Here is a 23,235-nt window from a genome sequence, read left to right on the forward strand (position 1 = left end):
CGGTGCCGCCGTCACTCGCGTGTGGTCGACCATGACCTAGCGTGGACTCACGCCCGCTTCGACGTCAACGCGCGCCCCCGTGCGTCGGCGCCTGGACTCCAGAAACACCTCGGGGCCGCCGAGTCCCGAAGAGGACTCCAGCGGCCCCGAGGGCCCCACCGTTCAACTCGCCGTCACTCCGCGTCGGGCGACTGAACGATGAGCTTCTCCTTGCCACACACGTCACAGCGCAGGTGGATGAACAAATCCCCGTCGCTCTCCTCGGGCACCGAGCCCTCGGGAACGCCGAGCTCCGCCTTCGCCAGCGCCGCCACCTTCGTCGGGATGTCCTCGGCCTTCAGCGACTGGACGTAGGTCATCTCCCGCTCGTGGCACTCGCGCGTCTCCGGCCCGTGCAACCACGCCGGCTCCATCCCCTCCGGCAGCCGGCTGACCAGCTCCAGGTTGGACACCGACTCGGCCAGATACGCCAGCCGGCGCAACCGCGCCTCCTCGGGCAGCGCCGAGAAGACCTGGAAGCCCTCGAACAGCGTGTCGCGGTTGTCGCCCGTGGCCAGATGCGCCAGCTCCAGCGCCGCCTCGCTCGACTCCAACGCCTCGTCCCAGTTGTTGTCCGGGTTGAAGCCCGCCTCCAACAGCGACGTGTACAACTGCGTCGCCGCCAGTCGCCGCCGAGCCTCCTGCAGGTGCTCCACCACCTCGTGCGTCAGCCGCAGCTCCAACAGCGCGCCCGTCGTCCGAGGGTCGATGGACCCCGTCAGGTCATCCACGTCCACTTCCTCGCGCAGCGCCGCCTTCAACACCTGCGCCGCGGAGAAGCGGAACAGCGGCAACACGCCCACTTCGCGCAGGTACATGGCCGACACGGCCGCGTCCTTGGCACCCATCCGCAGCGCCTTCTGCGCCTTCTCCACCACGCCCGGGTCCGCCGACGGCTTCTTGTTCTCCAGCCGCGTCTTCACCGCCTCGCGGTAGAGCGTCTCCAGCGAGCTGCCCGGAGGCATCCGCTGCGGCACCAGCGGCCGCAACCCCGGCACATCCAGCACCCACAACGGCGGCATCGCCAGGCGCTTCAGGCCCCGGAAGAAAAGCGAGCCGGGCGGGTCCTGCGGCTTGAACGGCGGCAGCTCCTCCGCCGGCTCTCCCATCATGAGCGCCGCGGCCTGCACGCCCAGCGCCTTCTCCCGCTGTTCGCGGGTGAACGCGGTGATGCCCTGGGCCGGAGGCGGAGGCGGCGGAGGCGCTTCCTCTCCGTCCAGACCGACCACCCGGTCCATGTCCACATCGTCCATCTCCACGTCGTCCAGGCCCTTGGCGCCCGTGAAGTCACAGCGGAGCAGCTTCAGCTTCTCGAAGGTCGCCCCTTCGAGGTTGGCCCCCCGGAAGTCACAGTCCTGGAGCCGTCCGCCGTGGAAATAGGCGTTCGACAGGTCCGTGTCCCGGAAGTTGATTTTCGACAGATCGCACCGCTCCCACTCGGAGCCGACGAGCCCGAGGCCCGACAAGTCCGCGTTGGCGGAGAAAAGTTGCGTGAAGGTGGCGCCAGTGTGCTCGGTCGGGACCTGACCGCCCTTGCGCAGTCGGTTCCACTCGGCCGACCCGTTCTGGAGGAGCTTCTCGATACTGGGGGCTTTCGGCATGGACCGGGGATTATTCGTATGGTCTGGTCCGCGCGCCAGCACAAATGATCGAGTACCGAATCGAGACCGACACCGCCGGGATGCGCCTGGACAAGCTCCTGCGCAAACGGCTCCCCACTGTCCCCGTGAGCCACCTGTTCAAGATGATTCGCACCAAGAAGGTGCGGGTGAACGGGAAACGTGCCCAGCCCGAGCAGTTGCTCGCGGACGGAGACGTGCTCACCATCCGTGGAGACGAGCAGACGCTCAGGGGAGAGGACCGTCCGAAAGTGGACCGTCCACCCCCGCCGGTGGACCCCAGCCGGCTGGTCATTCTGAGAGAGGACGACTGGTTGATGGCCGTGGACAAGCCCAGCGGGATGGCCGTCCATACCGGAAGCGGCATCACCGGCGGCACGCTGGTGGACTACGTGCGCGCCTATCTGGGACCCAAGGCCGTCCGAAACGACTTCACGGCCTCACCCGCCCACCGCCTGGACCGGGAGACCTCCGGCGTCATCCTGGTCGCCAAACGGCGCCCGGCGATGGTGCACTTCACGGAGGTCTTCACCCATGGCCTCTCCAAGAAGCGCTACATCACCCTGGTGAAGGGGAAGATGCCCAAGGAGTCCGGGGTCATCGACCTGCCCCTGTCGGAGCACCAGCAGACGGCCGAGTCCAAGGCCCGTCGCGGGGTGAACATGCAGGAGGCCCTCACCCGATGGAAGGTCGTCAAGCAGTCGGGCGAGGTGGCGCTCCTGTCCTGCTCCATCGAGACCGGGCGCACCCATCAGATAAGAAGGCACCTGGCCTCCATTGGCCACCCCGTGGTCGGGGACAAGAAATACGGTGACTTCGCCTTCAATCGCGACGTGCAGGCGCGCTGGGGGCTCAAGCGGTTGTTCCTGCACGCCGAGCGCATCGAATTTCCCCACCCCGAAGGCGGGGCGAAGGTGGCCGTGGAAGCCCCCATCCCCCCCGAGCTCCGAGACGTGCTCAAGCGGGCCGCATTGCTGCCCTGAGGCCGTGACGCCCGCGAGGTTCCGATACACGTATGTCCGACTCCAAGACGACTGACCGAAGCCGCTCGAAGCTGGTGCTCAAGGGGGTTCCCCCCGGGCGCTGGTGGAAGGTGCTGCTGAAGCTGGGTGGGTGGCTGGCCCTCACGGGCGCCACGGCGGGCGCGGTGGGCCTGGTGGCCATCTACTACGTGTACTCGGACGGACTGCCGGCCATCCCCAAGGTGGACGAGTACTGGCCGCCCATCGTCACCGAGGTCTACACGGACGACGCGGTGCTCGCGGGCGAGTTCTACAACGAGCGGCGCAAGGTCGTCCCCTACGAGCGGATTCCGAAGCGGCTGGTGCAGGCGTTCATCGCCAGCGAGGACTCCAGCTTCTTCGACCACTTCGGCGTGGACATCCTGGGCACCTCGCGCGCGGCCTTCAAGACGATTGGCTCGAAGCTGGGCCTGCGCTCCGGCGGCATCCAGGGTGGCTCCACCCTGACGCAGCAGACCGCGAAGGCGGTGCTCATCTCCGCCGAGGGCTACAAGTCCGCCACGGCGAAGACGCTCACCCGCAAGATTCGCGAGGCCATCCTCGCCCTGCGGCTGGAGCAGTCGCTCACCAAGGAAGAGATTCTCTACCTCTACCTGAACAACGTCTTCCTCGGGCACCACAGCTACGGCGTGCAGAGCGCGGCGGAGAACTACTACCGCAAGGACGTGCGCGATTTGACGCTCGGGGAGATGACGCTCATCGCGGGTCTTCCCCAGGCGCCCAGCCGCTACTCACCCTTCCTGCGTCCGGACGCCGCTCGCAAGCGCCGCGCCTACGTGCTGCGCCGCATGCTGGTGGAGGGGATGATTTCGCAGGCCGAGCACGACACGGCCAATGCGGAGGTGGTGAACGTGTTCCCCGTGGAGGACGTCTTCCACGAGTTCGCCCCGTACTTCGTGGAGCAGGTGCGCAAGGACGTGGTGGAACGGTACGGCAACCCCGTGCTGCTCAAGGACGGCCTCAAGATTTTCACCACCATGGACAGCGAGCGCCAGCGCGCCGCGCAGGACGCGGTGATGGATGGCCTGCTCTCCGTGGACAAGCGTCAGGGCTGGCGCGGGCCGGTGCAGCAGCTCACGCCGGAGGCGCTCAAGGCCTTCATCGAGCGCGCGAAGAGGTACATGGGCAAGGAGGACCTCACCGAGGGCCGGCTCTACGTTGCCGCCGTCACGCAGCTTGACTCGGACGGCAGGGGCGCGGACATCCAGGTGGGCCCGCATGCGGGGCGGCTGCCGCTGCTCGGCATGCGCTGGGCGCGCAAGGTGAACCCGGAGGGCTACTACCCGGCGATGATGATTTCGTCGGTGAAGAAGGCCATCGCCGTGGGCGACCTCGTCGTCGTGCGTCACGTGACGAAGAAGGACCTCACGGACGACAAGGAGCAGTGGGACAAGAAGCTGGCCGAGGACATCCCCGAGGAGGGCGTGAAGCTCTTCCGGCTGGAGCAGACGCCCGAGGCCCAGAGCGCGCTCGTCTCCGTGGACCCGCACCGCCAGTACCTCACGGCCATGGTGGGCGGGTACGACTTCGACGACAACGAGTTCAACCGCGCCTTCCAGGCGTGCCGTCAGCCGGGCAGCTCGTTCAAGCCCTTTGTGTACTCGGCGGCGCTGGAGCAGCTGAACTGGACGGAGGCCTCCGTCATCGTCGACTCGCCGATTGTCGAGCACGACCCGGACAACAAGGTGTCCTGGAAGCCGGCGAACTACAGCGAGGAGTTCGTGGGCGACGTGCTCTTGCGCACCGCGCTCGTCAACTCGATGAACATCCCCGCGGTGAAGACGTTCGGCGCGGTGGGCGTGAAGAACATGGCGGCGTGGAGCACGAAGCTGGGCATCACCACGCCCATGAACATGGACTTCTCCGCGGCGCTCGGCTCCTCGTGCGTGTACCCGGTGGACCTGGCCAACGCCTACGCGACGTTCAACCGTTACGGCCGCAAGAAGCCCACGTACTTCGTGCGCAAGGTGGAGGACCGCTTTGGCCGCACGCTGGAGGACCACACCGCGTTCGACGACGCGTGGGCTCCGCTGCAGGACCGCGTGGCCGCCGGCTACGCGCGCCTCTTCGAGCCTGGTGAGCAGGTGATGAGCGCGGAGGTCGGCTTCATCCTCACGCACCTGCTTCGTGGCGTGGTGCTCCAGGGAACGGGTGGCCCGGCCACGCGCCTGGGCAAGCCCGCCGCCGGCAAGACGGGGACGACGAACGACTCCTTCGACGCGTGGTTCGCGGCGTACACGCGGGACCTCGTGACGGTGGCGTGGGTGGGTTACGACTTGAACCCGCATCCGCTCGGTCGCTACGAGACGGGTGGCCGCGCGGCGTTGCCCATCTGGCTCAACTACATGAAGCGCGCGCTGGAGGGCCGGCCGCAGTCGGAGTTCTACCCGTGGCAGTCGATGGACCTGGTGCGGCTCCACATCGACAAGAAGACGGGCAAGATCGCGAGCCCCGGCGCGAAGGGCTCCGAGCTGATGTTCTTCAAGAAGGGCACCGAGCCGAAGGACGCCGTGCCCGACAAGAACACTGTCGACGTGGACCAGTTCATGATGGGCGCGCAGTAGCGCTCACCGCCGTGGACCTCCGGGCCCCGTGCGCCTCCCTCGGGAGGACGCGGGGCCCGAGTCGTTTCAGGCGCCCATGCGGAAGCGGCGTGCGGGCTCCACGTGGCGCTGGATGGCCGCTCGGAGGGAGGCGATATCGGGCCCCGCTTCCAGCACGGAGCGCGTGGCGGTGGGGATGACCTGCGCCTCGCGACCGGCGAACAGGCTCTTGAGGTCGTCGAAGCCCGCGCCCTGCGCGCCGATTCCAGGCGTCAGCATCAGCGCGCCGCCCAGCCTCTTCACGACGCCCCGGTCCGAAGCGGGCAGGGTGGCGCCCATCACCGCGCCAGCGGGCAGTTCGCCTGGCCCCGCCTTCTCGTTCAGCTCGCGCAGGCCATCCGCGAGCACCTCCGCCACGGTGCGACCATCGGCCCCCATGGACGTCTGGAGCGACGTGCCCTCCGGGTTGGAGGAGCGCACGACGAGGAACGCACAGGCACCGGACGCCCGCGCCCGCTCAATCGTCTTCACCAGCGCGCCCAGGCCCAGGTACGCGGTGAAGGTGGCGGCGTCCGCCTCGTACGGGCTGCCCGCGCCGAAGACGGTCTCCGCGTAGGCGTCCATGGTGGTGCCGATATCACCGCGCTTCACGTCGAGCAGCGTGAGCGTCCCCGCATCCTTGAAGCGATACATCAGCGACTGGAGCACCAGGAGTCCCGAGGGGCCGTGGCGCTCGAAGAACGCGCTCTGCGGCTTCACCACCGCGACGCTGTCACCGGCCGCCTCCAAGATGCGCTCGCAGAAGTCGGAGAGGCCCTTCGCGGTGTCGGGCAGCCCCCAGCGCGCGAGCAGGTCCTTCGACGGGTCGACGCCGAGGCAGAACGGGGAGCGCTCGTCGGCGAGGCGGGCGAAGCGCTGGGCGAAGGATTGAGGGGACGTCATCGTTCCAGCTCCTGGCTAAGAGGAAGGGTCAGCGCAGCCGACGGGCGGCGGCGTCGAAGAGGGGATTGGGCAGCACCTTCGCCAGCCGCGAGGGAAGGGCCAGCTGCCACGGGAAGGACAGCTCCGTCTCGCCGCGCAGGATGGCCGTGCCCATCAGCTCCACGGCCGCGTCCGTCTCCATCAGGAAGGGCATGGGGAAGTGGTTGTCCGCGGTCATCTCGCTCTTCACGAAGCCCGGGTAGATGCAGGTGACGCGCACGCCGGTGCTGCTCAGGTCCACGCGCAGGCTCTCCATGAACGTGGCGAGGAACGCCTTCGAGGCGGAGTACGCGGCGTGGCCCGCCAGCCCCCGGTGGGCCGCGAGGCTGGAGATGCCCACCACGTGTCCGCGGCGGCGCTCCACCATGCGCGGCAGCACGGCCGTCAGCGTGGCGGCGGCGCCCGTGACGTTGGTGTCGATGATGGCGCGCACCTTGTCCCAGTCCAGGCGCTTGCCGTGCGTGACTCCGCCGACGCCGGCGTTGGCCACGACCAGGTCCAGGCCGCCACACTCCGAGTCGAGCTCGCGCAGGCGCTCCAGATGGGCCTCCGTGCGCGTGACATCCAGCTCCAGCGGCTCCACCGTCGCGCCAGCGGCCTGGGCCTCGGCGGCGAGGGCTTGCAGCTGCGGCAGCCGGCGCCCGGCGGCGAAGACGCGCAGGCCTCGCTTGGCCAGCCACAGCGCCAGGCCCCGTCCCAGCCCGCTCGAGGCGCCCGTCACCAGCGCCGTCCGGTAGCTCATCTCCGCCATGGTGTCTCCTCCTGGCTGCGTGGCTGCTTCTCGCACGGTTGGCGGCGGAATTGGGACACAAATCCATGCCGCGCGGCGGCCCCGGCGATGGGGCGGGGCCTCGTCTGTCCGGTTGGAACCGGGGCGCCGCGTTGTTGACGAGCGTGCACGCACTGGCCCCGCCGGGCGTGCCTCGCCAGGCAGCAGGGCGATGACGCGGGGCCTGTTCGTCCGCACCTTGTCTACACGAGGAGAGACTCGGACATGACGCCCTCGAATTACGTGCTCGCGGTAGACGACGACCCCGACATCCTGCTGGCCTTCAAGGACGTGCTGGAGCTGGAGGGGCATCGCGTGCTGCTGGCGCGAGGAGGGCGCGAGGCCTTGGAGTTGCTGCGCCATGGCGCGCGCCCCTCCGTGATTCTGTTGGACTTGATGATGCCGGACGTCAATGGCTGGGAGTTTCGCGACAGGCAGCTCGCCGACGCCTCGCTGGCGCCCATCCCGGTAGTCGTCATCTCCGGACAGGGCGTGAGCGCGCGCGAGGTGGCCGCGCTCGGCGTGGAGGACTACCTGCGCAAGCCCGTGGACGTGGAGCAGCTGCTCGGCGCCATCTCGCGCTACGTGCTCGCCGAGCAGGAGCACCCCCAGCCCGTGTGAGCCGGAGGCGCGCGCCGTCGCACTGGACGACGCGGGCCTGGCTCATGCGCTCAGTGCATGCCGGAGGGCGCGCTCTCCAGCTTCGCGACGACCTGATCCACGGAGAAGCTCGACGGACGCTGACGCGGCGGGAACTCTCGGAAGCTCGAGAGGAACCGGGCCACGGCCTGCTGCGCGGGCACGAAGTAGAAGGCGTGGTCGATGAGCCAGGACTGGTAGCCGACGGCGTCCTGCGAGCGCTCCAGCGGGTCGGCGCGCAGGTCGAAGGCGAGCGGCGCGCGGCGGATGGTGAAGGGCTCACCCCAGGCCTCGATGCCCTTGGCGTTCTGCTCCGCGAAGACGAGCTTCATGCGCCCGTGGCGCACGGCGACCAGCTCTCCGTCGTCACCGAAGTAGAAGAACTCCGTGCGCGCGGAGGGCCCCTTGCCGGACAGCAGCTCCCGCTGGTCGTAGCCATCCAGGTGGACCTTGAAGCTCTTGTCGTTGGCCTCATGGCCGCTCTTGAGCTTGTCCACGATGTCCGGGTCGCCCGCGGCCGCGAGGAACGTGGGCAGCCAGTCCTCGGAAGAGAACAGCTCGTTGATTTGCGTGCCGGGCTCAATCACGCCGGGCCAGCGCACGACACACGGCGCGCGGAAGGCGCCCTCCCAGTTGGTGTCCTTCTCGCCGCGGAAGGGCGTCATGCCGCCGTCGGGCCACATGCACGTCATCGCGCCGTTGTCCGTGGTGTAGACGACGATGGTGTCCTCCGACAGGCCTACTGAGTCGAGCTTGTCGAGGAGCTGCCCGACCATGCCGTCATGCTCCACCATGCCGTCCGGGTAGAGGCCGAGCCCCGTCTTTCCGCGCGACTCCGGCTTCAGGTGCGTGTGGACGTGCATGCGCGTGGTGTTGAACCACATGAAGAAGGGCTGGTCGGACTTCTTCGCGTCGTCCAGGTAGTTCATGGCGGCGGAGAGGAACTCCTCGTCCACCGTCTCCATCCGCTTCTTCGTGAGCGGGCCGGTGTCCTCCACCTTCTGGCCGCCCTTGCCATCCGACTTGCACCGCAGCACGCCGCGCGGACCGAAGCGCTTCCTGAAGGCCGGGTCCTTCGGGTAGTCGGGGTTCTCTGGCTCCTCTTCCGCGTTGAGATGGTAGAGGTTGCCGAAGAACTGGTCGAAGCCGTGGACGGTGGGCAGGAACTCGTCGCGGTCTCCCAGGTGGTTCTTGCCGAACTGCGCGGTCCGGTAGCCCTGGGCCTTGAGCAGGTCCGCGATGGTCGGGTCCTCGGCCTGCAGGCCGACCTTGGCGCCCGGCATGCCGACCTTGGTGAGCCCCGTGCGGAACGGACACTGGCCGGTGATGAAGGCCGCGCGACCCGCCGTGCAGCTCTGCTGCGCGTAGTAGTCGGTGAGGAGCGCGCCTTGCTTCGCCAGCCGGTCGATGTTCGGCGTGCGGTACCCCATCACCCCGAGGTTGTAGGCACTGACGTTCCAGTAGCCGATATCGTCACCGAAGATGACGAGGATGTTGGGTTGCTTCTTCGTTTCCTTCTTCTTCTGGGCCGCCATCGAATCCCCCGGACGTGAATGTGGAATAGGAGTGAGCGTGGCGGCCCCGGGGAACAAGACGGGGCGGACGGGGGAACAGGCCGACGGTGCGACGGCCCGGCCCGACTTCGTGGCTCGTGGACACCGGACTGCGTTCGGAGGGCGATGGCACGGGCGCGGGCCCGTGGTCACCTTGCGACGTTCCGCGAGTCCCGGGTGGATGGATGCCAGGCGTCAGGTCGTGGGGGCTGTTGCTGTTTCTCCTGATGTCGCCCCTGGCCCGGGCGCAGGACGCTCACTACTGGACGCGACAGTTCGGCAACCGGGCATGGCTGCTCGGCGGCGCGTTCATCGCGAACCCGGGTGACATCAGCGCCGTCTATTACAACCCGGGGGCGCTCGCGCTCCTGCACACGCCGGAGCTGGAGCTGACGGGGACCGTCTTCGAGTCCATGCGCCTCTCCGTCCAGAACGGCCTGGGCAACGGTGAGGGCCTCACCGAGTCGAGGGTCGATGTGCTGCCCTCCCTTATCGCGGGCTCGCTGCGCTGGGGCTTTCTGGGCAGGTCCCGGCTCGCCTATTCGCTGCTGACGCGGCAGGGGTTCACCGCGTCGCTGGAGTCTCGCGAGCAGGGCACGGGGGTGGACCTGGGCGGGGTGCCAGGCATGGACCAGCTCGCGGCGGACGTTCGGTTGGACCAGGACGTGGGGGAGTACTGGGCGGGGCTCACGTGGTCCTTTCCCCTGGGACGACACGTGGGCGTGGGCGTCAGCCCCTTCGTGGCGGTGAGGGACCAGGAGACGAACATCCAGGTGCTGGCGCAGGGCTCGGGCCCCGGAGGCAGCGCGCTGCTGTCCACGCTCGGCCGCGACTTCCACCTGCGCCACGTGCGGCTGCTCGCGAAGCTGGGGGTGAGCTACCAGCGGGAGTCCATGTCCGCGGGCCTCACCGTGACGACGCCGAGCGTGGCGCTGTGGGGGGAGGGTGAATCGAGCTTCGAGCGCGCGGTGCTGGAGCGGGGCTTCGGGCTGTCGTCGACGCCCGCGTCCGCCTTCGACTTCCAGGAGGGGCTCGCCGCGAGGTTCCAGTCGAGCTGGGCGGTGGCGCTCGGCGTGAGTGGGACGCTGGGGGGCACGTCCGTGTATCTGGCGGCGGAAGGCTTCGCCCGGGTGAAGCCCTTCACGCTGGTCGATGCCGCGTCGTTCTCTCCCCGAGACTCCCAGGAGGTCATCGACCCGGACGTCGACGTCGCGCTCGCGCCGCTGGTCAACGTGGCGCTGGGCGTGGAGCAGCGGCTGGGGTCCCGGCTGCGCGCCTACGTGAGCGCGCACACGGACTTCAGCGCCGTGACAGCGACACCTCGCATGAACGCGCTGCTGGCGGGCTGGGACCTCTACCATGTCGCCACCGGACTGCACTTCACGGCGGGCCGCGCCCGCTTCACGGTGGGCGGTAATGTGGCCTGGGGCCAGGAGGTCACCGAGCGCCTGGCAGACGCTCTCCAGCGAGCAGGCCTCCAGCCCCTGTCCCCGAGCCAGAAGGTCCGCTTCCTCCAGCTCAGCGTCATCATCGGCGCGAGCTTCGCGCTGGCGCAGAAGGACGAGAGTCCCGACGAGGACGCCGATGACGAGGCCCCGTCGATGCGGTGACGCGGCTTCGCATGGAGCGCGACACGGCGTCGCCCCGGAGGGCTGCTTTCCGCGTGCCTGACGGGTCCCCACCTCCAGGTGCGGGCGGTTCGGGTTCGTCGAAGGGAGACGGGCTTCCGTCGGAAGGGCAGGTCGCCAGGAGGGCGGCGCGCATGAGCGAGGCACCAGAGTCCGGGGCGCTGCTCGACGAGGACGCGACCGTGGCCTTGCTGCTCGACCTCGCGCGGGCGCTGCACCTGTCCTACGTGCCTTCCTTCGGCGTGGAGAATCGCGTGAAGAAGGCGGCGCGGGCCTGGGGGCTGGAGGTGGAGGTCTTCACCCTCCAGACGCTCGCGCTGACGGAGGTGCGCTCGGGCGCGAGTCGCCGCGTCGACTTCCACCGGCTGCCCTTCAATCCGCATTGGAACCTGACGCGTGCCGCCTCGCTGCTCCTTCTGTCGGAGTCCATCGCACGAGGGAAGCGCACGGTGGCCGAGGCCCGCGCCGAGCTGGACCGCATCATGGCGTCCCATCAGCTGCACCCCGAGTGGCTCGTCTACCTCGCATATGGCGTGTACGGCGCGGCGGTCGCCGCCCGTGTCGGCGGCGGCTGGTGGGAGCTGGTGGCGGCGCTCGTGGTGGGGGTGCTCGCGGGAGGCATTCACTTCGGCACGCTCAAGTCCGAGCGACTGGACCTGCAGAAGAGCTTCCTCGCCGCGTTTCTAGGGACACTGCTCGCGTTCGGTCTGACCTTCGTGCTGCCAAGGTTCGATGCGGCGCGCGCCCTCTTCGGGGGCGTGACGCTGCTCGTGCCGGCGATGGTGGTGACGCTGGGCTCGGCGGAACTGGTGGGCGAGTCGGTGGAGGCGGGGATTTCACGGCTCACCTATGGACTGCTGCGCTTCCTCATGCTGGCCGTGGGCATTGGCGCCGCGGGAACGCTCTGGAGATTGTTCGGGCCGCTTCCGGTGCAGATGCATGCGAACGCGCTCCCTGATGCCGTGGTGCTGGTCATCATCGCCGTGGGGGGCCTGGCGCTGACGCTCTGCATGTCCGCGAGGCGGCGCGATACGCCGTGGATTGTCGGCGCGGTGCTGCTGGCCTGGGGCGTTCAGGAACTCACCAAGGGCGTGTTCGGCGACAAGGGCAGCCCGCTCATCTCCGCCTTCGTGCTGGGCGTGGCGGGCCAGCTCTACAGTCGACTGCCGGAGCGACTCCCGTCGACCATCATCATGCCCGGTCTGCTCCAGCTCGCGCCGGGCTTCGTCGGCACGCGGGCCATCCTGGCACTGCTCGGTGTGCCGGGGCAGGGTGACGACGCCCGCGTGTTCCAGATGCTCCTCGTGGCGCTGCAACTGGTGATGGGCCTGATGTTCGCCTTCATGCTCGGGCTGTCGCATGACGCCCGGACGCGCACGGAAGACACCAGGCGCGCGAAGCCGGCCGAGTCGTCCCGGCACGTGTGACGGCTTCACGTGCTGCCTCAGTGAGAGGGTGTCGGGAGCCGCTCCTCGTACCAGCGCCGTGCATCCTTGAGCTGCACATGGGTGTCACCGGGCTTCACTTCGATGGCCCCTGAGAGGATTCCCACCTTCGCGTAGATGAGCGCGTGCGTGCTGCCTCGCGCCGTATCCATGCGGCCCTCCAGTTCGAGCCCGTCCGCCTTCGCATGCAGCGCGCGTACCTGCAATCCCGCGTCACTCATCCGCGCCTGCCCGGTGACCCTCAAGTCCCGTGCCTCCAGCAAGGGCGACAGGAACCCCGGGAGCTTCTTCTCGGCCGTGAGCAGCGCGACGAACGGGTCCGCGTTGGAGAAGTGCGCGGAGAAGTGTGCCTCCAACTCGACGGGCTCAAGGCTCAACCGCGCGTGGGGCAGGTCGAAGCGCCCACTCCATCCGCGAATCGTGATGTGCGGTACGTCCGCTGAAACGTGGTTCAGGTGAATCGCCGAGCCATCCAGGCCCAGGCTCTTACCGTGCAGGCGCAGCCGCCGCGCGTCGATTTCGGCGGAGGCCTTGCCGAGCATGAGGATCCCCGCCCACCGTCCTTCCACGAGGTTCGAAGAGAGGTTCAGCTGCAATCGCTGTGAGTCCTCGTGTCCGCTCGTGCTGTCCGACGCCTCCAGCGTGGCGTGACCCGACTCCACGTGGAAGGTCTTCCCCATCCACGCGTTGAGCATCCGCAGGTCCACGGGCCGACTGCGCATCACGTGCAGTTCGTGCTTCACCTGGGGCTTCGCGTCGGGGGCATCCGTCTTCGCCCGCAGCGTGAGCGAGACCTCCGGTATCTCGAGCACGCGTCCCGCCTTGCCCTCCACGTGGACAGGGGTGAAACGCATCTTCATCACGCTGTGAGCCCCGGTGCCTCCGGCCTCCGTCACCTCGCCGTGAACACTCCAGGGGGCACGCGCGCGCACGGGGCCCACCCGCAGCTCCAGCGGAGCACCGCTCGCATCCACGCGACTGCCCGCGGCCAGGTGTCCTCCCTGGATGCGCACCTCCGCGTCGAGCTGTCCGGCGCCCTCACGCAGCAGGTCAGGATGCTCCCGGGACACCAGCGCCCCGAGCCACGCGAGGTCGAGGATCTCCAGGCGCACGCCCAGCCGTCCGTCGAACTTCGCCACCCGGCGCGGCTCCTCCGGAGCGGCTCGGATGGCATCGAGGTCCAGCATGCCCGACACCTCCCGCACACGCGCCACGGTCCGTCCCTCCTGCTCCAGCGCGCCGTCCTCCAGGTGGAGCGTGTCGAGCGTCACGGTGAGTCGTTGGCCCGTGACCAGCCGCACCGAGCCCTTCGCCTGACCCGGGCCCACGTAGCGCACCGGCTTCAACGTCAGCTCGCGCAGGTCCTCCAACTCGATGTCCCGCAGCTCGATTTCCCACGGATGCGCGTGCCAGCGTCTCGTGGGCGCGGTCTCCAGCGCGGGCATGGGCTCCGCGTGCACGCTCACACCTCGGGCACGCACCCCTTGCGCGTGGACCCGCCGGGACAGGAGCGCGAAGAGGGACGCGTGGGCTTCCACGGTCTCCGCGTCGATGCGCCACTCCGCGCGAGCATCCCGCTGCCACACGGAGAAGCCTCGGAGGTGCACGGGCCCGGGCCACAACCACCAGCCTCCGCGCCACTCCACCCGCGTCCTCGGCGTGGCCCTGGCGAACTGCGCGGGCACCAGCCCGACATTGAGCACCAGGTTCAACAGCCCTTCGAGGGCCAGCACCAACACGAGCCCCCAGCCCAGGAGGAGGCGCCACCGGCCTCGCCGCGCGCGAAACCAGGGCGGGGCGCGCGACGCCCGGGGCGCTTCGACGGACATGAAGCCCTCCCGGGCACGGCGGGTCCGTCAGGAGGTAGCCACGCGCGGGCATCCAGGCATCGCACCCGGGGGCAGCGTCACGTCGACATCCGACGAAGCCCCGGCCCCCGGAGGCGAAGGGCCGGTGCTACGACAGCGCGCTCCAGTACGGCTTCATCACCTGACGGCTCGCGGCCAGCGCGTCCTTCGCGTCCGTGTGGACGTCTCCCGTGGGGAAGCTGTCGGTGCGTCCGGCGAGCACCTCGATGCAGGCATGCACGGACTGCGACAGGCCCTCCAGCGAGTAGCCCCCTTCGAGCAGCAGCACCAGCTTGCCGTCACAGACGCGCTCGGCGAGCGCGCGCATCGCGGAGCACATGGCGGCGAAGCCCCGCTCCGTGACGTCCATGCCGCCAATCGGGTCGTGCTGATGCGGGTCGAAGCCCGCCGACACCAGCACCAACTGGGGACGGTAGGCCTCGGCCACCGGCAGGAGCAGCTCCTCGAAGAGCATCCCGTAGTCCGCGTCCGAGTTGCCGCCCGGCAGGCCCACGTTCACGGTGTAGCCCTCACCCGCGCCCCGGCCCACTTCGGGCGTGGCGCCGGTGCCCGGGTAGTAGGGGAACTGGTGCACCGACTGGTACATCACGTCGCGGCGCCCCCAGAAGGCCGCCTGCGTGCCGTTGCCGTGGTGGACGTCCCAGTCGAGCACGAGGACGCGCTCGGCGCCCAGCCGTCGCCCCGCCTCCGCCGCGATGGCCGCGTTGTTCAGCAGGCAGAAGCCCATGGCGCGGTCCGGCTCCGCATGATGTCCGGGAGGACGCACCAGCGCGAAGGCGTTGCGCGCCTGTCCCGCCATGACGGCCTCCACGGCCTGCACCGAGGCGCCCGCGGCCAGCCGTGCCGCATCCACGCTGTCCGGAGAAACGTGGGTGTCCGCGTCAATCTGGGCCTGGTGTCCGCTGAGCTTGCGCAGGCGCGTGAGCAGCTCCGGGGTGTGGACCGCCATCAGCTCCGCGTCCGTCGCGGAGCGGGGGGACGCCATCACCGTGCCCCGCACCGGCGCGCGCGCGAGCACCCCGAGGATGCGCTGCAGGCGCGCGGGGGATTCCGGGTGTCCCTCTCCCGGGTCGTGCTGGAGGAAGAGGGGGTCGGTCAGCAGCAGGGTGGGCTTCATCGGGTATGACCTTACGCATCCAGACGGGGGGAAGTCAGGCTCCCGCCGGGCGGAGGGGCGGACGAGGGCTCCACCCCGGTTCTTGCCCTGTCGGTGTTTCCATTCCTACAGTGCCTCGCCTTGGCTCCGCGCTTCAAGAAACCCGGCCTGCGCAGCATCCTGCTCGGCTCCTTCGCCGTGGTGCTCGCTATCATCCTCGGGACGCTCTTCTTCGTCGTCCCCGCCCGGGTGGAGGACTTCCTGGAGACGCGCCTGACGAAGCACGGCGACGACAAGGCCCTCCAGGCAGCGCGAGATCTGGCCAACACCTCCGTCTCCGTGCTCCCTCCGCTGCTGGAGGCCCTGCACGGAGGAGACGACGACTTCGCGCTCATCGCCGTCCTCGGCGCCGACGGCCGGATGCAGGCCGTCCATCCCCCTGGCGCGGAGGCGTGGCTGCTGAAGAACCTGAGGCAGCGGCTGGAGGGCAGTCCCGGCGCGCCCCTGGATGGCGCCCTGTTCGACAATGGCAACCGGGCGATTGTGCGCCCGGTGGTGCTGCGCGAGGGCCCAGGCCAGGTGCTGGTCGCGGTGAACTTCTCGTCGCTGGACGAGGTCGTCACCTCGCTGCGCCAGGTGGTGCTGCTGGCGTTCGGCATCGGCCTGGCGCTCTTCCTCGTCGTGGCCTTCTTCATCTCCCGCGCGTTCATCCTCGTGCCGCTGGACGCGATGATGACCATGGCGCGGAGGCTCGCGGAGGCGGACCTCACCGGCCGCGTGGACATCAGCTCGCGAGACGAGCTGGGCCTGCTGGCGGAGGCGCTCAACCGCATCGCCCAGAGCTGGCGCGACACGCTGGGCCGGGTGCGTGGCGTGTCGGACGTGGTGGCCGGGGTCATCGAGCAGATCCACCGCACCGGCACCACCGTGTCCTCTGGCGCGAGCACCGTCCAGGCCCGCGTGGAGGAGACGTCCTCCTCCATGGTGGAGATGATGGCCTCGCTGCGCGGAATCGCGGAGAACGTGGAGGTCCTCTACCAGAGCGCGGAGGAGAGCAGCTCCTCCATCATGGAGATGGCCGCCACCAATGACGAGGTGGCGGAGAACGTCACGGCGATGGCCGCCAGCGTGGAGGAGACCACCAGCGCGATTGAGGAGATGACGTTCTCCATCAAGGAAGTGGCCAAGAACATCCAGGAGCTGTCGTCCTCCACGGAGGAGACGTCTTCGGCCATCAGCCAGATGGATGCGGCCATCGGTCAGGTGGAGGCGAACGCGAAGGAGACGGCGCGCCTGTCCGAGCAGGTCTTCGACGACGCCCAGACGGGCGTGGAGGCGCTGCGCAAGACGCTCACTGGCATCGACCGCATCAAGGACACCAGCCGGGCGACGGCGGACGTCATCGACAGCCTGGGCCGGCGCATCTCCGAGATTGGCAACATCCTGAACGTCATCGACGACGTGGCCGAGCAGACCAACCTGTTGGCCCTCAACGCCGCCATCATCGCCGCGCAGGCGGGAGACCACGGCAAGGGCTTCGCGGTGGTGGCCGAGGAAATCAAGGACCTGGCCGAGCGCACCGGTGCGTCCACCAAGGAAATCGCCGAGCTCATCCGCAGCATCCAGGAGGAGAGCCGCAACGCCGTGGTGGTGATGAACCAGGGCGCGCGCAACGTGGACGAGGGCGTGCAACTGGGCCGCGAGGCCGAAGGGGCGCTGCGCAAAATCAACGACAGCACCCAGAAGTCCACGCAGATGGTGAAGGCCATTGCTCGCGCCACCGTGGAGCAGGCGCGCGGCAGCAAGCAGGTGACGGCCTCCATCCACCGCATCAGCGAGACGGTGCAGCAGATTTCCAAGGCCTCCAACGAGCAGGCCAAGGGCGGCGAGCAGATCATGAAGAGCGCGGAGAAGATGAAGGCGCTCACCGCCCACGTGCAGCGCAGCAGCCAGGAGCAGGCGCACGGCAGCAAGCAGATCACCCGCTCCATCGAGAGCATCAACGAGATGGTGACGCACCTGAACCGCGCCCAGAAGGAGCAGACCAAGGGCAGCGAGCAGGTGCTCAAGGCCGTGGAGACCATCAAGGGCGTGTCCGAGCACCAGACACGCTCCGTCAAGCAACTGGAGGAGGCCATCGACAACCTCCAGCGGCAGGCGGAGATCCTCCGGGGCGAGGTGCGTCGCTTCCGCGTGTAGGAGTCGTGCGCTGCGCCCGCGAATGGCTTAGGACTGGGTCGGCATGCCGACAGAGCGACAGGTTTCCGAGCGCTGGGTGGTCTTCCTGATTGGCGCGGTCCAGTTCGTCAACATCCTGGACTTCGTGATGGTGATGCCGCTGGGCCCGGACTTCGCGAAGGGGCTGGGCATCGCCTCCTCTCACATCGGCACCATCGGCGGCGCGTACACCGCGGCGGCCAGCGTGGCGGGGCTCGCGGGCGGCTACTTCCTGGACAGGTTCGACCGGCGCAAGGCGCTGGCGGTGTCCATGCTGGGCCTGGTCCTCGCCACGGCGGCCGGAGGGCTGGCCACGGGCATGTCCACGCTGCTCATGGCGCGCGTCGTCGCTGGCATCTTCGGTGGGCCCGCCACGTCGCTGTCCCTGTCCATCATCGCGGACCTGATTCCGGTGGAGCGGCGGGGCAGGGCGCTGGGCGCGGTGATGGGGGCCTTCTCCATCGCCTCGGTGGCGGGGGTGCCCATGGCGCTGAAGCTGGCCGAGCACGGAGGCTGGCGTCTGCCCTTCTTCGTGGTGGCGGGACTGGGCCTGCTGGTGGCGCTGGGCGCCATCTTCTTCCTGCCACCGGTGCGAGGACACCTGGTGAACGGTCGCGGGCCGGTGCAGACGGTGGGCGTGCTGGAGCTGCTCGGTCGCCGCGAGGTGCAGCTGTCCTACCTCATGACGGCGGTGGTGATGATGGCGGGCTTCGTCCTCATCCCCAACATCTCCGCCTACCTCCAGCAGAACCTGGGCTACCCGCGCGACCTGCTGTGGCTGCCGTACTTCGTCGGCGGCATCGTGAGCTTCATCACCCTGCGACTGGCGGGGCCGCTGGTGGACAGGCTCGGGGCCTTCAAGGTCGGCACGGCCGGCTCGCTGCTGGTGCTGGTCGCCACCTATGTGGGCTTCGTGCGCTACCCCCAGTGGCTGCCGATTCCGCTGCTCTTCGTGCTCTTCATGACGGCGATGGGCGTGCGCAACGTGTCCTACAACACGCTCACCTCGCGCGTGCCGGACAACCCGGTGCGCGCGCGCTTCATGTCGTTGCAGTCCGCCGTCCAGCACATGGCCGCGGCCCTGGGCGCCTTCCTCAGCGCGCAGCTCCTGACGGACCTGCCGGACGGCACGCTGGGCGGAATGGGGCTCGTGGCCGGGGTGTCCATGGGCATGTCGCTCTTGCTGCCGCCGGTGTTGTGGGTGGTGGAGCGTCAGGTCCGCTCGAAGGAGCAGGCCCGGGCGCTGGCGGTGCCTGCCGAGCAGGGCCTGGCCGTCCCCTTGTCGCCCCAGGCACACCCACACCAGTAGTGTGTGGGCTCGGTGGTGGGCCCGGTTGCCCCCCGCCCACGGTGACGGGCGGACGTCCGGAAGCGTCGAGCGGTTGCGCCAGGGGGCCCGGGGCGCGATAAACCGGGCTGCTTCGGGGAGCCCGTCAGGACATGTTCAACATCGGCGCAGGCGAAATGGTGCTCATCGCGGTGGCCGCGCTGCTCATCCTCGGGCCGCAGCGGCTGCCCGAGCTGGCGCGTGCCATCGGCAAGTTCATGCGGGAGTTCCGTCGCCAGACGGACGAGGTCCGCAACGTGGTGGAGCGCGAGTTCTACACCATGGACCACGAGCTGAACCGCGACCCCACCCCGCCCATCCGCCCCGGGACGGCCTTCGCGCACTCGCCCGCCCCCCAGGCGCTGCCGCCGGACACGCACCTCGCGCCGCCCGCCGACTCTGTCTCCGAGTCCACGGAGCCCACGCCGGAAGCGCGGCATCCGCGCGCGCCGCTGGGCCTGGATGGCGTGGACCTCCCCGAGCCCGCGCCCTCGCCCGTGTCCGAGCCTGGGGCGCCCACGGCCGTCTCCGAGCCCGTCGCGCCCACCGAGACGCCTTCCTCCACCCCTTCTTCCGACGCCGCCGAGAGCGTGGGCGCGGATGGCCTGCCCCGCCTCGCGCCGCTGCCTGGAACCGTGGCGCGCAACGCGCCGAAACGGAGCTGACCCCTGAGTTCCCAGACTGCCGCTGACTCCGACCTGCGGATGAGCTTGATGGAGCACCTGTCGGAGCTCCGCGGGCGCCTCTTCAAGTGCACCCTGGCCGTCTTCATCCTGGGGACGGTGTCGCTGTTGTTCGCCAAGCCCATCTTCGGCGTGCTGATGCGGCCGGTGCTGGACGCGCTCCCGGAGGGCAACCGCGCCCTCATCTACACGTCCGGCATCGAGGAGCTGAACGTCCTGATGAAGGTGGGCGTGTACTGCGGCATCTTCCTCACCACGCCCGTCATCCTCTGGCAGATCTGGGGCTTCGTCTCGCCCGGCCTCTTCCCGGAGGAGCGGCGCTACGCGGCGCCCTTCGTCATGTTCGGCTCGCTCGCCTTCATCGCGGGCGCGTGCTTCTGCTACTTCGCGGTGCTGCCCTCCATGTTCAAGTTCCTCCTCAACGAGGAGGAGACGCTCGCGTTGGAGCAGCGGCTGGACACGGCCCGACTGCGCGCGGATGACGCCCTGCGCTTCCTGCGCGTGGGCGACGCGGAGCGGGCGGGCGCGCTGGCGAAGGAGACCAGCGCTTCGCTGCGCGCGGATGGAGAAGGTCAGTCACCGGCCCCCGAGCGGGCGCCCTCGCAGTCCGTGGAGCTGAAGTCCCGGCTGGCCGGACTGGGCAAGCTGGTGGACGCGGCGGCGGACGGCTACGGCGTCCAGTCGCGCGGCGTGTTGCGGCAGGCGGTGGAGAAGAAGGTGGTGGCGGTGACGGCCTACGCGAAGCAGGACTACGCGGCGGCGTCGGTGGCCATGGACGAGGCGGCGAGCCTGCTGGCGGGCGTGGCGCCCACGCGCACCGAGGAGCTGTCCGGCCTGTGGAAGCTGGAGAAGGAGCTGTCCGCGGGCGAGGCGCGGCACGAGGCGGCGCGGTGGACGCGGCCCATGCTGACGATGCACGAGCAGCTGTCGCTGGTGCTGCTGCTCATCCTCGCCTTCGGCATCATCTTCGAGCTGCCGCTGGTGATGGCGCTGCTCGGCGTGGTGGGCGTGGTGCAGTCGAAGTGGCTGTTCAAGTACCAGCGCCACGCCTTCGTGGTGTGCCTCATCGCGGCGGCCATCATCACCCCGACGGGTGACGTGGTGAACCTGTCGCTGATGGCGGGGCCCATGTTGCTCTGCTACGAGCTGGGCGTCCTGCTGGTGTGGTTGGTGGAGCGGCGGCGGGCGCGGAACGCGGCCGAGACGGGCATCACCCCGGCGTCGTAGTAGGGTCCGCGACCATGGTGGGCTCCCGCCGGCACTTCCGGGCCAACGTCCGATATCTGCGCGCGCTGCTGCGCCGCTTCCGCACCACGATGGGGCTGGCCGTGGCCCTGTTCGTGGTGGGGCCCTTGATGTTCCATTGGCGCTACAGGGGAGCGGACGGGGACCCGATTTCCTTCGGTGAGGCCCTGCACCACGTCTACTTCCTGCTCTATGGCCAGCCGTCGCTGCCCTACGTGCACGACTGGCTCATCGAGCTTTTGAACGTCGTGATTCCCCCGGCGGGAATCGCCCTGGTGGCGGACGGCGTCGTGCGCTTCGCCTACCTCTTCTTCGCCCGGCACAAGAACGACAAGGAGTGGATTGAAGTGGTCACCGAGACGATGAAGGGCCACGTCGTGGTGTGCGGGGCGGGGCGGGTGGGCTACCGCGTGGTGGCGCAGTTGAGGGAGATGGAGAAGGACGTGGTGGTGGTGGAGAAGCGCGAGGACGCGGCCTTCGTCTCCGCGCTGCGGGACGAGAACGTGCCGCTGCTCATCGACGACACGCGCAGCCCGCTGTGCCTGCCGCGCACCAACGTGAAGGACGCGTCCGCCATCGTCTGCGCGACGGACGATGACCTGGCCAACCTCAACATCGCGCTGGATGCACGGAGGATGAACCCGAACATCCGCGTCGTCATCCGGCTGTTCGACGAGGACCTGAGCGGCAAGGTGCGTGACACCTTCAAGGCGGAGGCGCTCTCCAGCTCGTCGCTCGCCGCGCCCGCCATGGCGCTGGCGGCCCTGGACCCGCGCATCATCCACTCGTTCCACCTGGGCAAGCACCTGATGGTGGTGTCCAACTTCGAGGCGCGCGAGGGCCTGCCCGGCCTGACCATCTCCGACATCCGGGACAGGTTCGGCGGGCTGGCGCTGTCGCTGCTGCGCGGCAGCCACGAGCGGCTGCACCCGGTGGGCGAGGAGGTCATCCGCCCCGGTGACATCCTGGCCATCCAGGCGTCGTATCCGGAGTACCGCCGCCTGCGCGCCTTCGCGTGCGAGGCGGAGCCGCCCACCTGGTCCCACCAGGACCCGCCGCCGCTCCCGGGGCAGCGCAAGGTGGGCTGAGTCCCGGCGTCACACCGTCCTCGCTGTCGCGGGGCGGGTGGCGCTGGTGGAAGCGAGCGCGGCGCCGCCGTGCTCCAGCGCCGAGGGAAGCGCGAGGGCTTGAGTGAGCAGGGCCGTGAGGGGTTCCCACTCGACGAGGAAGCCGTCGTGGCCGTACAGGCTGGACAGCTCCGCGTGCTCCGCATGGCGTCCGAGCGCGCGCAGTCGCTGGGCCAGGGCCTCCATGTGCTCGGGGAAGAAGAGCTGGTCCCTGTCGATGCCCACGCACAGGGCGCTCGCGCGGATGCGCTCCAGCCCACCGTGCGGCGCACGAGCGAGGTCGTGGTGGTCCATGGCGCCCAGCTGCGCGAGGTAGGCGCGCGCGTCGAAGCGGGCCTCCAGCTTGCGCCCCTGGTGCTCCAGGTAGCTCTGCACGGGGTAGAGCGCGCGGGAGGACCACGTGGGTGGACGCTGCTGACTGGCTTCGAGTCCGGGCTCGGCGCGGTAGGTGAGCATCGCGAGCTGTCGTGCCAGCTCGAGGCCGCGGTGGGGGGCCTCGGGGAAGCCGGGGTCCAGGAGCAGCGCCTGCCGCGCGACGTGGTTGAGGCCCACCACCCATGAGGACGCGGCTTCGGCGGTGGCGATGGGGGCCATGCGCGCGAAGCGCTCGGGAGCGAGGGCCGCGAGGCAGAGGACAATCATCCCGCCCAGCGAGCCGCCGGTGACGAGGTCCACCTCCTGGATGCCCAACGCGTCGAGCGCGAGGAGGATGCTTCGGGCCTGGTCCCACGGCGTGACGGTGGCGGGGAGGTGTTGCTCGTCTTGTCGGAGGTCCCCCTTGGCGAGCGTGGGCGCGGGGCCGAAGCGCGTGTCGTCCGCGCGGCGGGGGAAGCCTTCGTCGGCGGGGCCCGTGGTGCCGTAGCAGGAGCCGAGGTTGTTGAAGCACAACAGCCGCACGCGCGTCGGGTCCAACGCGTGGCCGGGGCCGATGACGGGCTCCCACCAGCCGCCTTCGCCTCCCGCGCGCATGTCTCCGGTGAGCGCGTGCACGAGCAACACGGTGGGCACTCGCGCGGAGGGGCGGGTGGTGCTTCGACGGCGGGCGCGCTCGACGGCGTGGTGTTGCTCGGCGAGGGTGCGACGGACGACGCGCGGCGAGGTGGCCTGGGCTTCTTCGTTCGGGAGGAGCCGGGCGCGTGCGTGGAGCCACGGCAGGTCGTCCTCGGGGCCCCACCACCAGCCGCGCACGAGGTGGGGCGTGAGGCGGGCGCCTGCTTCCAGCGTCAGGTCCGGCGTGGTCACTTCAAAGAGGCGCGGCGTGGGCGCGCAGGGGAGGGAGGCCAAGGGAGACTCCGGACAAGCGGGTGTCGTCGCGGGCGCGCGGGGGCGTCCGGGAGGGAACGAGGTTCAGCTCGGGCGTGACGGGCTTCGCTCGGCTCCTACGGGGTGGAGCGAGGGCGCTGAAGGAGGGCCAGAAACGACGAAGCCCACCGA

At 69.4% G+C, this 23,235-nt stretch carries 17 protein-coding genes; 10 read left to right on the plus strand and 7 right to left on the minus strand.

Translation table 11 applies throughout. From position 1 onward, the window contains the following. Positions 1-173 precede the first annotated feature (173 nt). Positions 174-1,640 carry a pentapeptide repeat-containing protein gene (locus HUA75_RS01395; protein WP_174457538.1) on the minus strand — a complete coding sequence of 489 codons (1,467 nt, stop codon included), beginning with the start codon at positions 1,638-1,640 and terminating at the stop codon, positions 174-176. Positions 1,641-1,684: 44 nt separating this feature from the next. Here HUA75_RS01395 and HUA75_RS01400 point away from each other — a divergent pair, with 44 nt between their 5' ends. Then, positions 1,685-2,641 carry an RluA family pseudouridine synthase gene (locus HUA75_RS01400; protein ID WP_141644288.1) on the plus strand — a complete coding sequence of 319 codons (957 nt, stop codon included), beginning with the start codon at positions 1,685-1,687 and terminating at the stop codon, positions 2,639-2,641. 32 nt (positions 2,642-2,673) lie between these two features. After that, complete coding sequence (locus HUA75_RS01405) at positions 2,674-5,244, plus strand: penicillin-binding protein 1A (protein ID WP_141644287.1); 2,571 nt, start codon at positions 2,674-2,676, stop codon at positions 5,242-5,244. Positions 5,245-5,310: 66 nt separating this feature from the next. On the opposite strand, the gene pyrF is transcribed toward HUA75_RS01405, so the two are convergent. Continuing rightward, positions 5,311-6,165 (minus strand): orotidine-5'-phosphate decarboxylase, encoded by an 855-nt coding sequence (gene pyrF, locus HUA75_RS01410; protein WP_174485341.1) that lies wholly within the window; start codon positions 6,163-6,165, stop codon positions 5,311-5,313. Positions 6,166-6,193: 28 nt separating this feature from the next. Then, positions 6,194-6,955 (minus strand): SDR family NAD(P)-dependent oxidoreductase, encoded by a 762-nt coding sequence (locus HUA75_RS01415; protein ID WP_141644285.1) that lies wholly within the window; start codon positions 6,953-6,955, stop codon positions 6,194-6,196. A 243-nt stretch (positions 6,956-7,198) separates the two neighbouring features. Between HUA75_RS01415 and HUA75_RS01420 the strand changes: the two genes are divergently transcribed. Further along, positions 7,199-7,594 (plus strand): response regulator, encoded by a 396-nt coding sequence (locus tag HUA75_RS01420; RefSeq protein WP_141644284.1) that lies wholly within the window; start codon positions 7,199-7,201, stop codon positions 7,592-7,594. Between the two features lie 50 nt (positions 7,595-7,644). Here HUA75_RS01420 and HUA75_RS01425 read toward each other — a convergent pair whose 3' ends face one another. Next, entirely contained in the window at positions 7,645-9,147 is a 1,503-nt protein-coding gene (locus HUA75_RS01425) for an arylsulfatase (protein WP_174485342.1), read from the minus strand. Positions 9,148-9,350: 203 nt separating this feature from the next. On the opposite strand from HUA75_RS01425, the gene HUA75_RS01430 reads away from it, so the two are divergent. Together HUA75_RS01430 and HUA75_RS01435 are read left to right on the plus strand one after the other, a co-directional pair. Next, positions 9,351-10,775: a hypothetical protein gene (locus HUA75_RS01430; protein WP_174485343.1), complete on the plus strand. Its 1,425-nt coding sequence runs from the start codon at positions 9,351-9,353 to the stop codon at positions 10,773-10,775. A gap of 152 nt (positions 10,776-10,927) precedes the next feature. After that, positions 10,928-12,220 (plus strand): threonine/serine exporter ThrE family protein, encoded by a 1,293-nt coding sequence (locus HUA75_RS01435; RefSeq protein ID WP_174485344.1) that lies wholly within the window; start codon positions 10,928-10,930, stop codon positions 12,218-12,220. Positions 12,221-12,237: 17 nt separating this feature from the next. On the opposite strand, the gene HUA75_RS01440 is transcribed toward HUA75_RS01435, so the two are convergent. Together HUA75_RS01440 and HUA75_RS01445 are read right to left on the minus strand one after the other, a co-directional pair. Next, the gene (locus tag HUA75_RS01440; protein ID WP_174485345.1) at positions 12,238-14,067 is read right to left on the minus strand and encodes a hypothetical protein; all 1,830 of its coding nucleotides are present in this window, start codon (positions 14,065-14,067) and stop codon (positions 12,238-12,240) included. Between the two features lie 127 nt (positions 14,068-14,194). Continuing rightward, the gene (locus HUA75_RS01445; RefSeq protein WP_174485346.1) at positions 14,195-15,223 is read right to left on the minus strand and encodes a histone deacetylase; all 1,029 of its coding nucleotides are present in this window, start codon (positions 15,221-15,223) and stop codon (positions 14,195-14,197) included. A gap of 120 nt (positions 15,224-15,343) precedes the next feature. Between HUA75_RS01445 and HUA75_RS01450 the strand changes: the two genes are divergently transcribed. The 5 genes from HUA75_RS01450 to HUA75_RS01470 all read left to right on the plus strand — a co-directional run bounded on the left by HUA75_RS01450 (position 15,344) and on the right by HUA75_RS01470 (position 21,762). Beyond that, positions 15,344-17,401, plus strand: a complete 2,058-nt coding sequence (locus HUA75_RS01450; RefSeq protein ID WP_141644278.1) for a HAMP domain-containing methyl-accepting chemotaxis protein — start codon at positions 15,344-15,346, stop codon at positions 17,399-17,401. A 43-nt stretch (positions 17,402-17,444) separates the two neighbouring features. Further along, positions 17,445-18,728, plus strand: a complete 1,284-nt coding sequence (locus HUA75_RS01455) for an MFS transporter (RefSeq protein ID WP_141644277.1) — start codon at positions 17,445-17,447, stop codon at positions 18,726-18,728. Positions 18,729-18,859: 131 nt separating this feature from the next. Continuing rightward, positions 18,860-19,411, plus strand: a complete 552-nt coding sequence (locus HUA75_RS01460; protein WP_174485347.1) for a twin-arginine translocase TatA/TatE family subunit — start codon at positions 18,860-18,862, stop codon at positions 19,409-19,411. Positions 19,412-19,450: 39 nt separating this feature from the next. Beyond that, the gene (locus tag HUA75_RS01465; protein WP_174457530.1) at positions 19,451-20,656 is read left to right on the plus strand and encodes a twin-arginine translocase subunit TatC; all 1,206 of its coding nucleotides are present in this window, start codon (positions 19,451-19,453) and stop codon (positions 20,654-20,656) included. Between the two features lie 14 nt (positions 20,657-20,670). Continuing rightward, positions 20,671-21,762: a TrkA family potassium uptake protein gene (locus tag HUA75_RS01470; RefSeq protein ID WP_174485348.1), complete on the plus strand. Its 1,092-nt coding sequence runs from the start codon at positions 20,671-20,673 to the stop codon at positions 21,760-21,762. A 9-nt stretch (positions 21,763-21,771) separates the two neighbouring features. Here HUA75_RS01470 and HUA75_RS01475 read toward each other — a convergent pair whose 3' ends face one another. Further along, positions 21,772-23,085, minus strand: a complete 1,314-nt coding sequence (locus tag HUA75_RS01475; RefSeq protein ID WP_174485349.1) for an alpha/beta fold hydrolase — start codon at positions 23,083-23,085, stop codon at positions 21,772-21,774. Positions 23,086-23,235: the final 150 nt, after the last annotated feature.

Origin of the sequence: Myxococcus sp. CA040A (genome assembly GCF_013336725.1) — a bacterium.
Classification (GTDB): domain Bacteria; phylum Myxococcota; class Myxococcia; order Myxococcales; family Myxococcaceae; genus Myxococcus; species Myxococcus llanfairpwllgwyngyllgogerychwyrndrobwllllantysiliogogogochensis.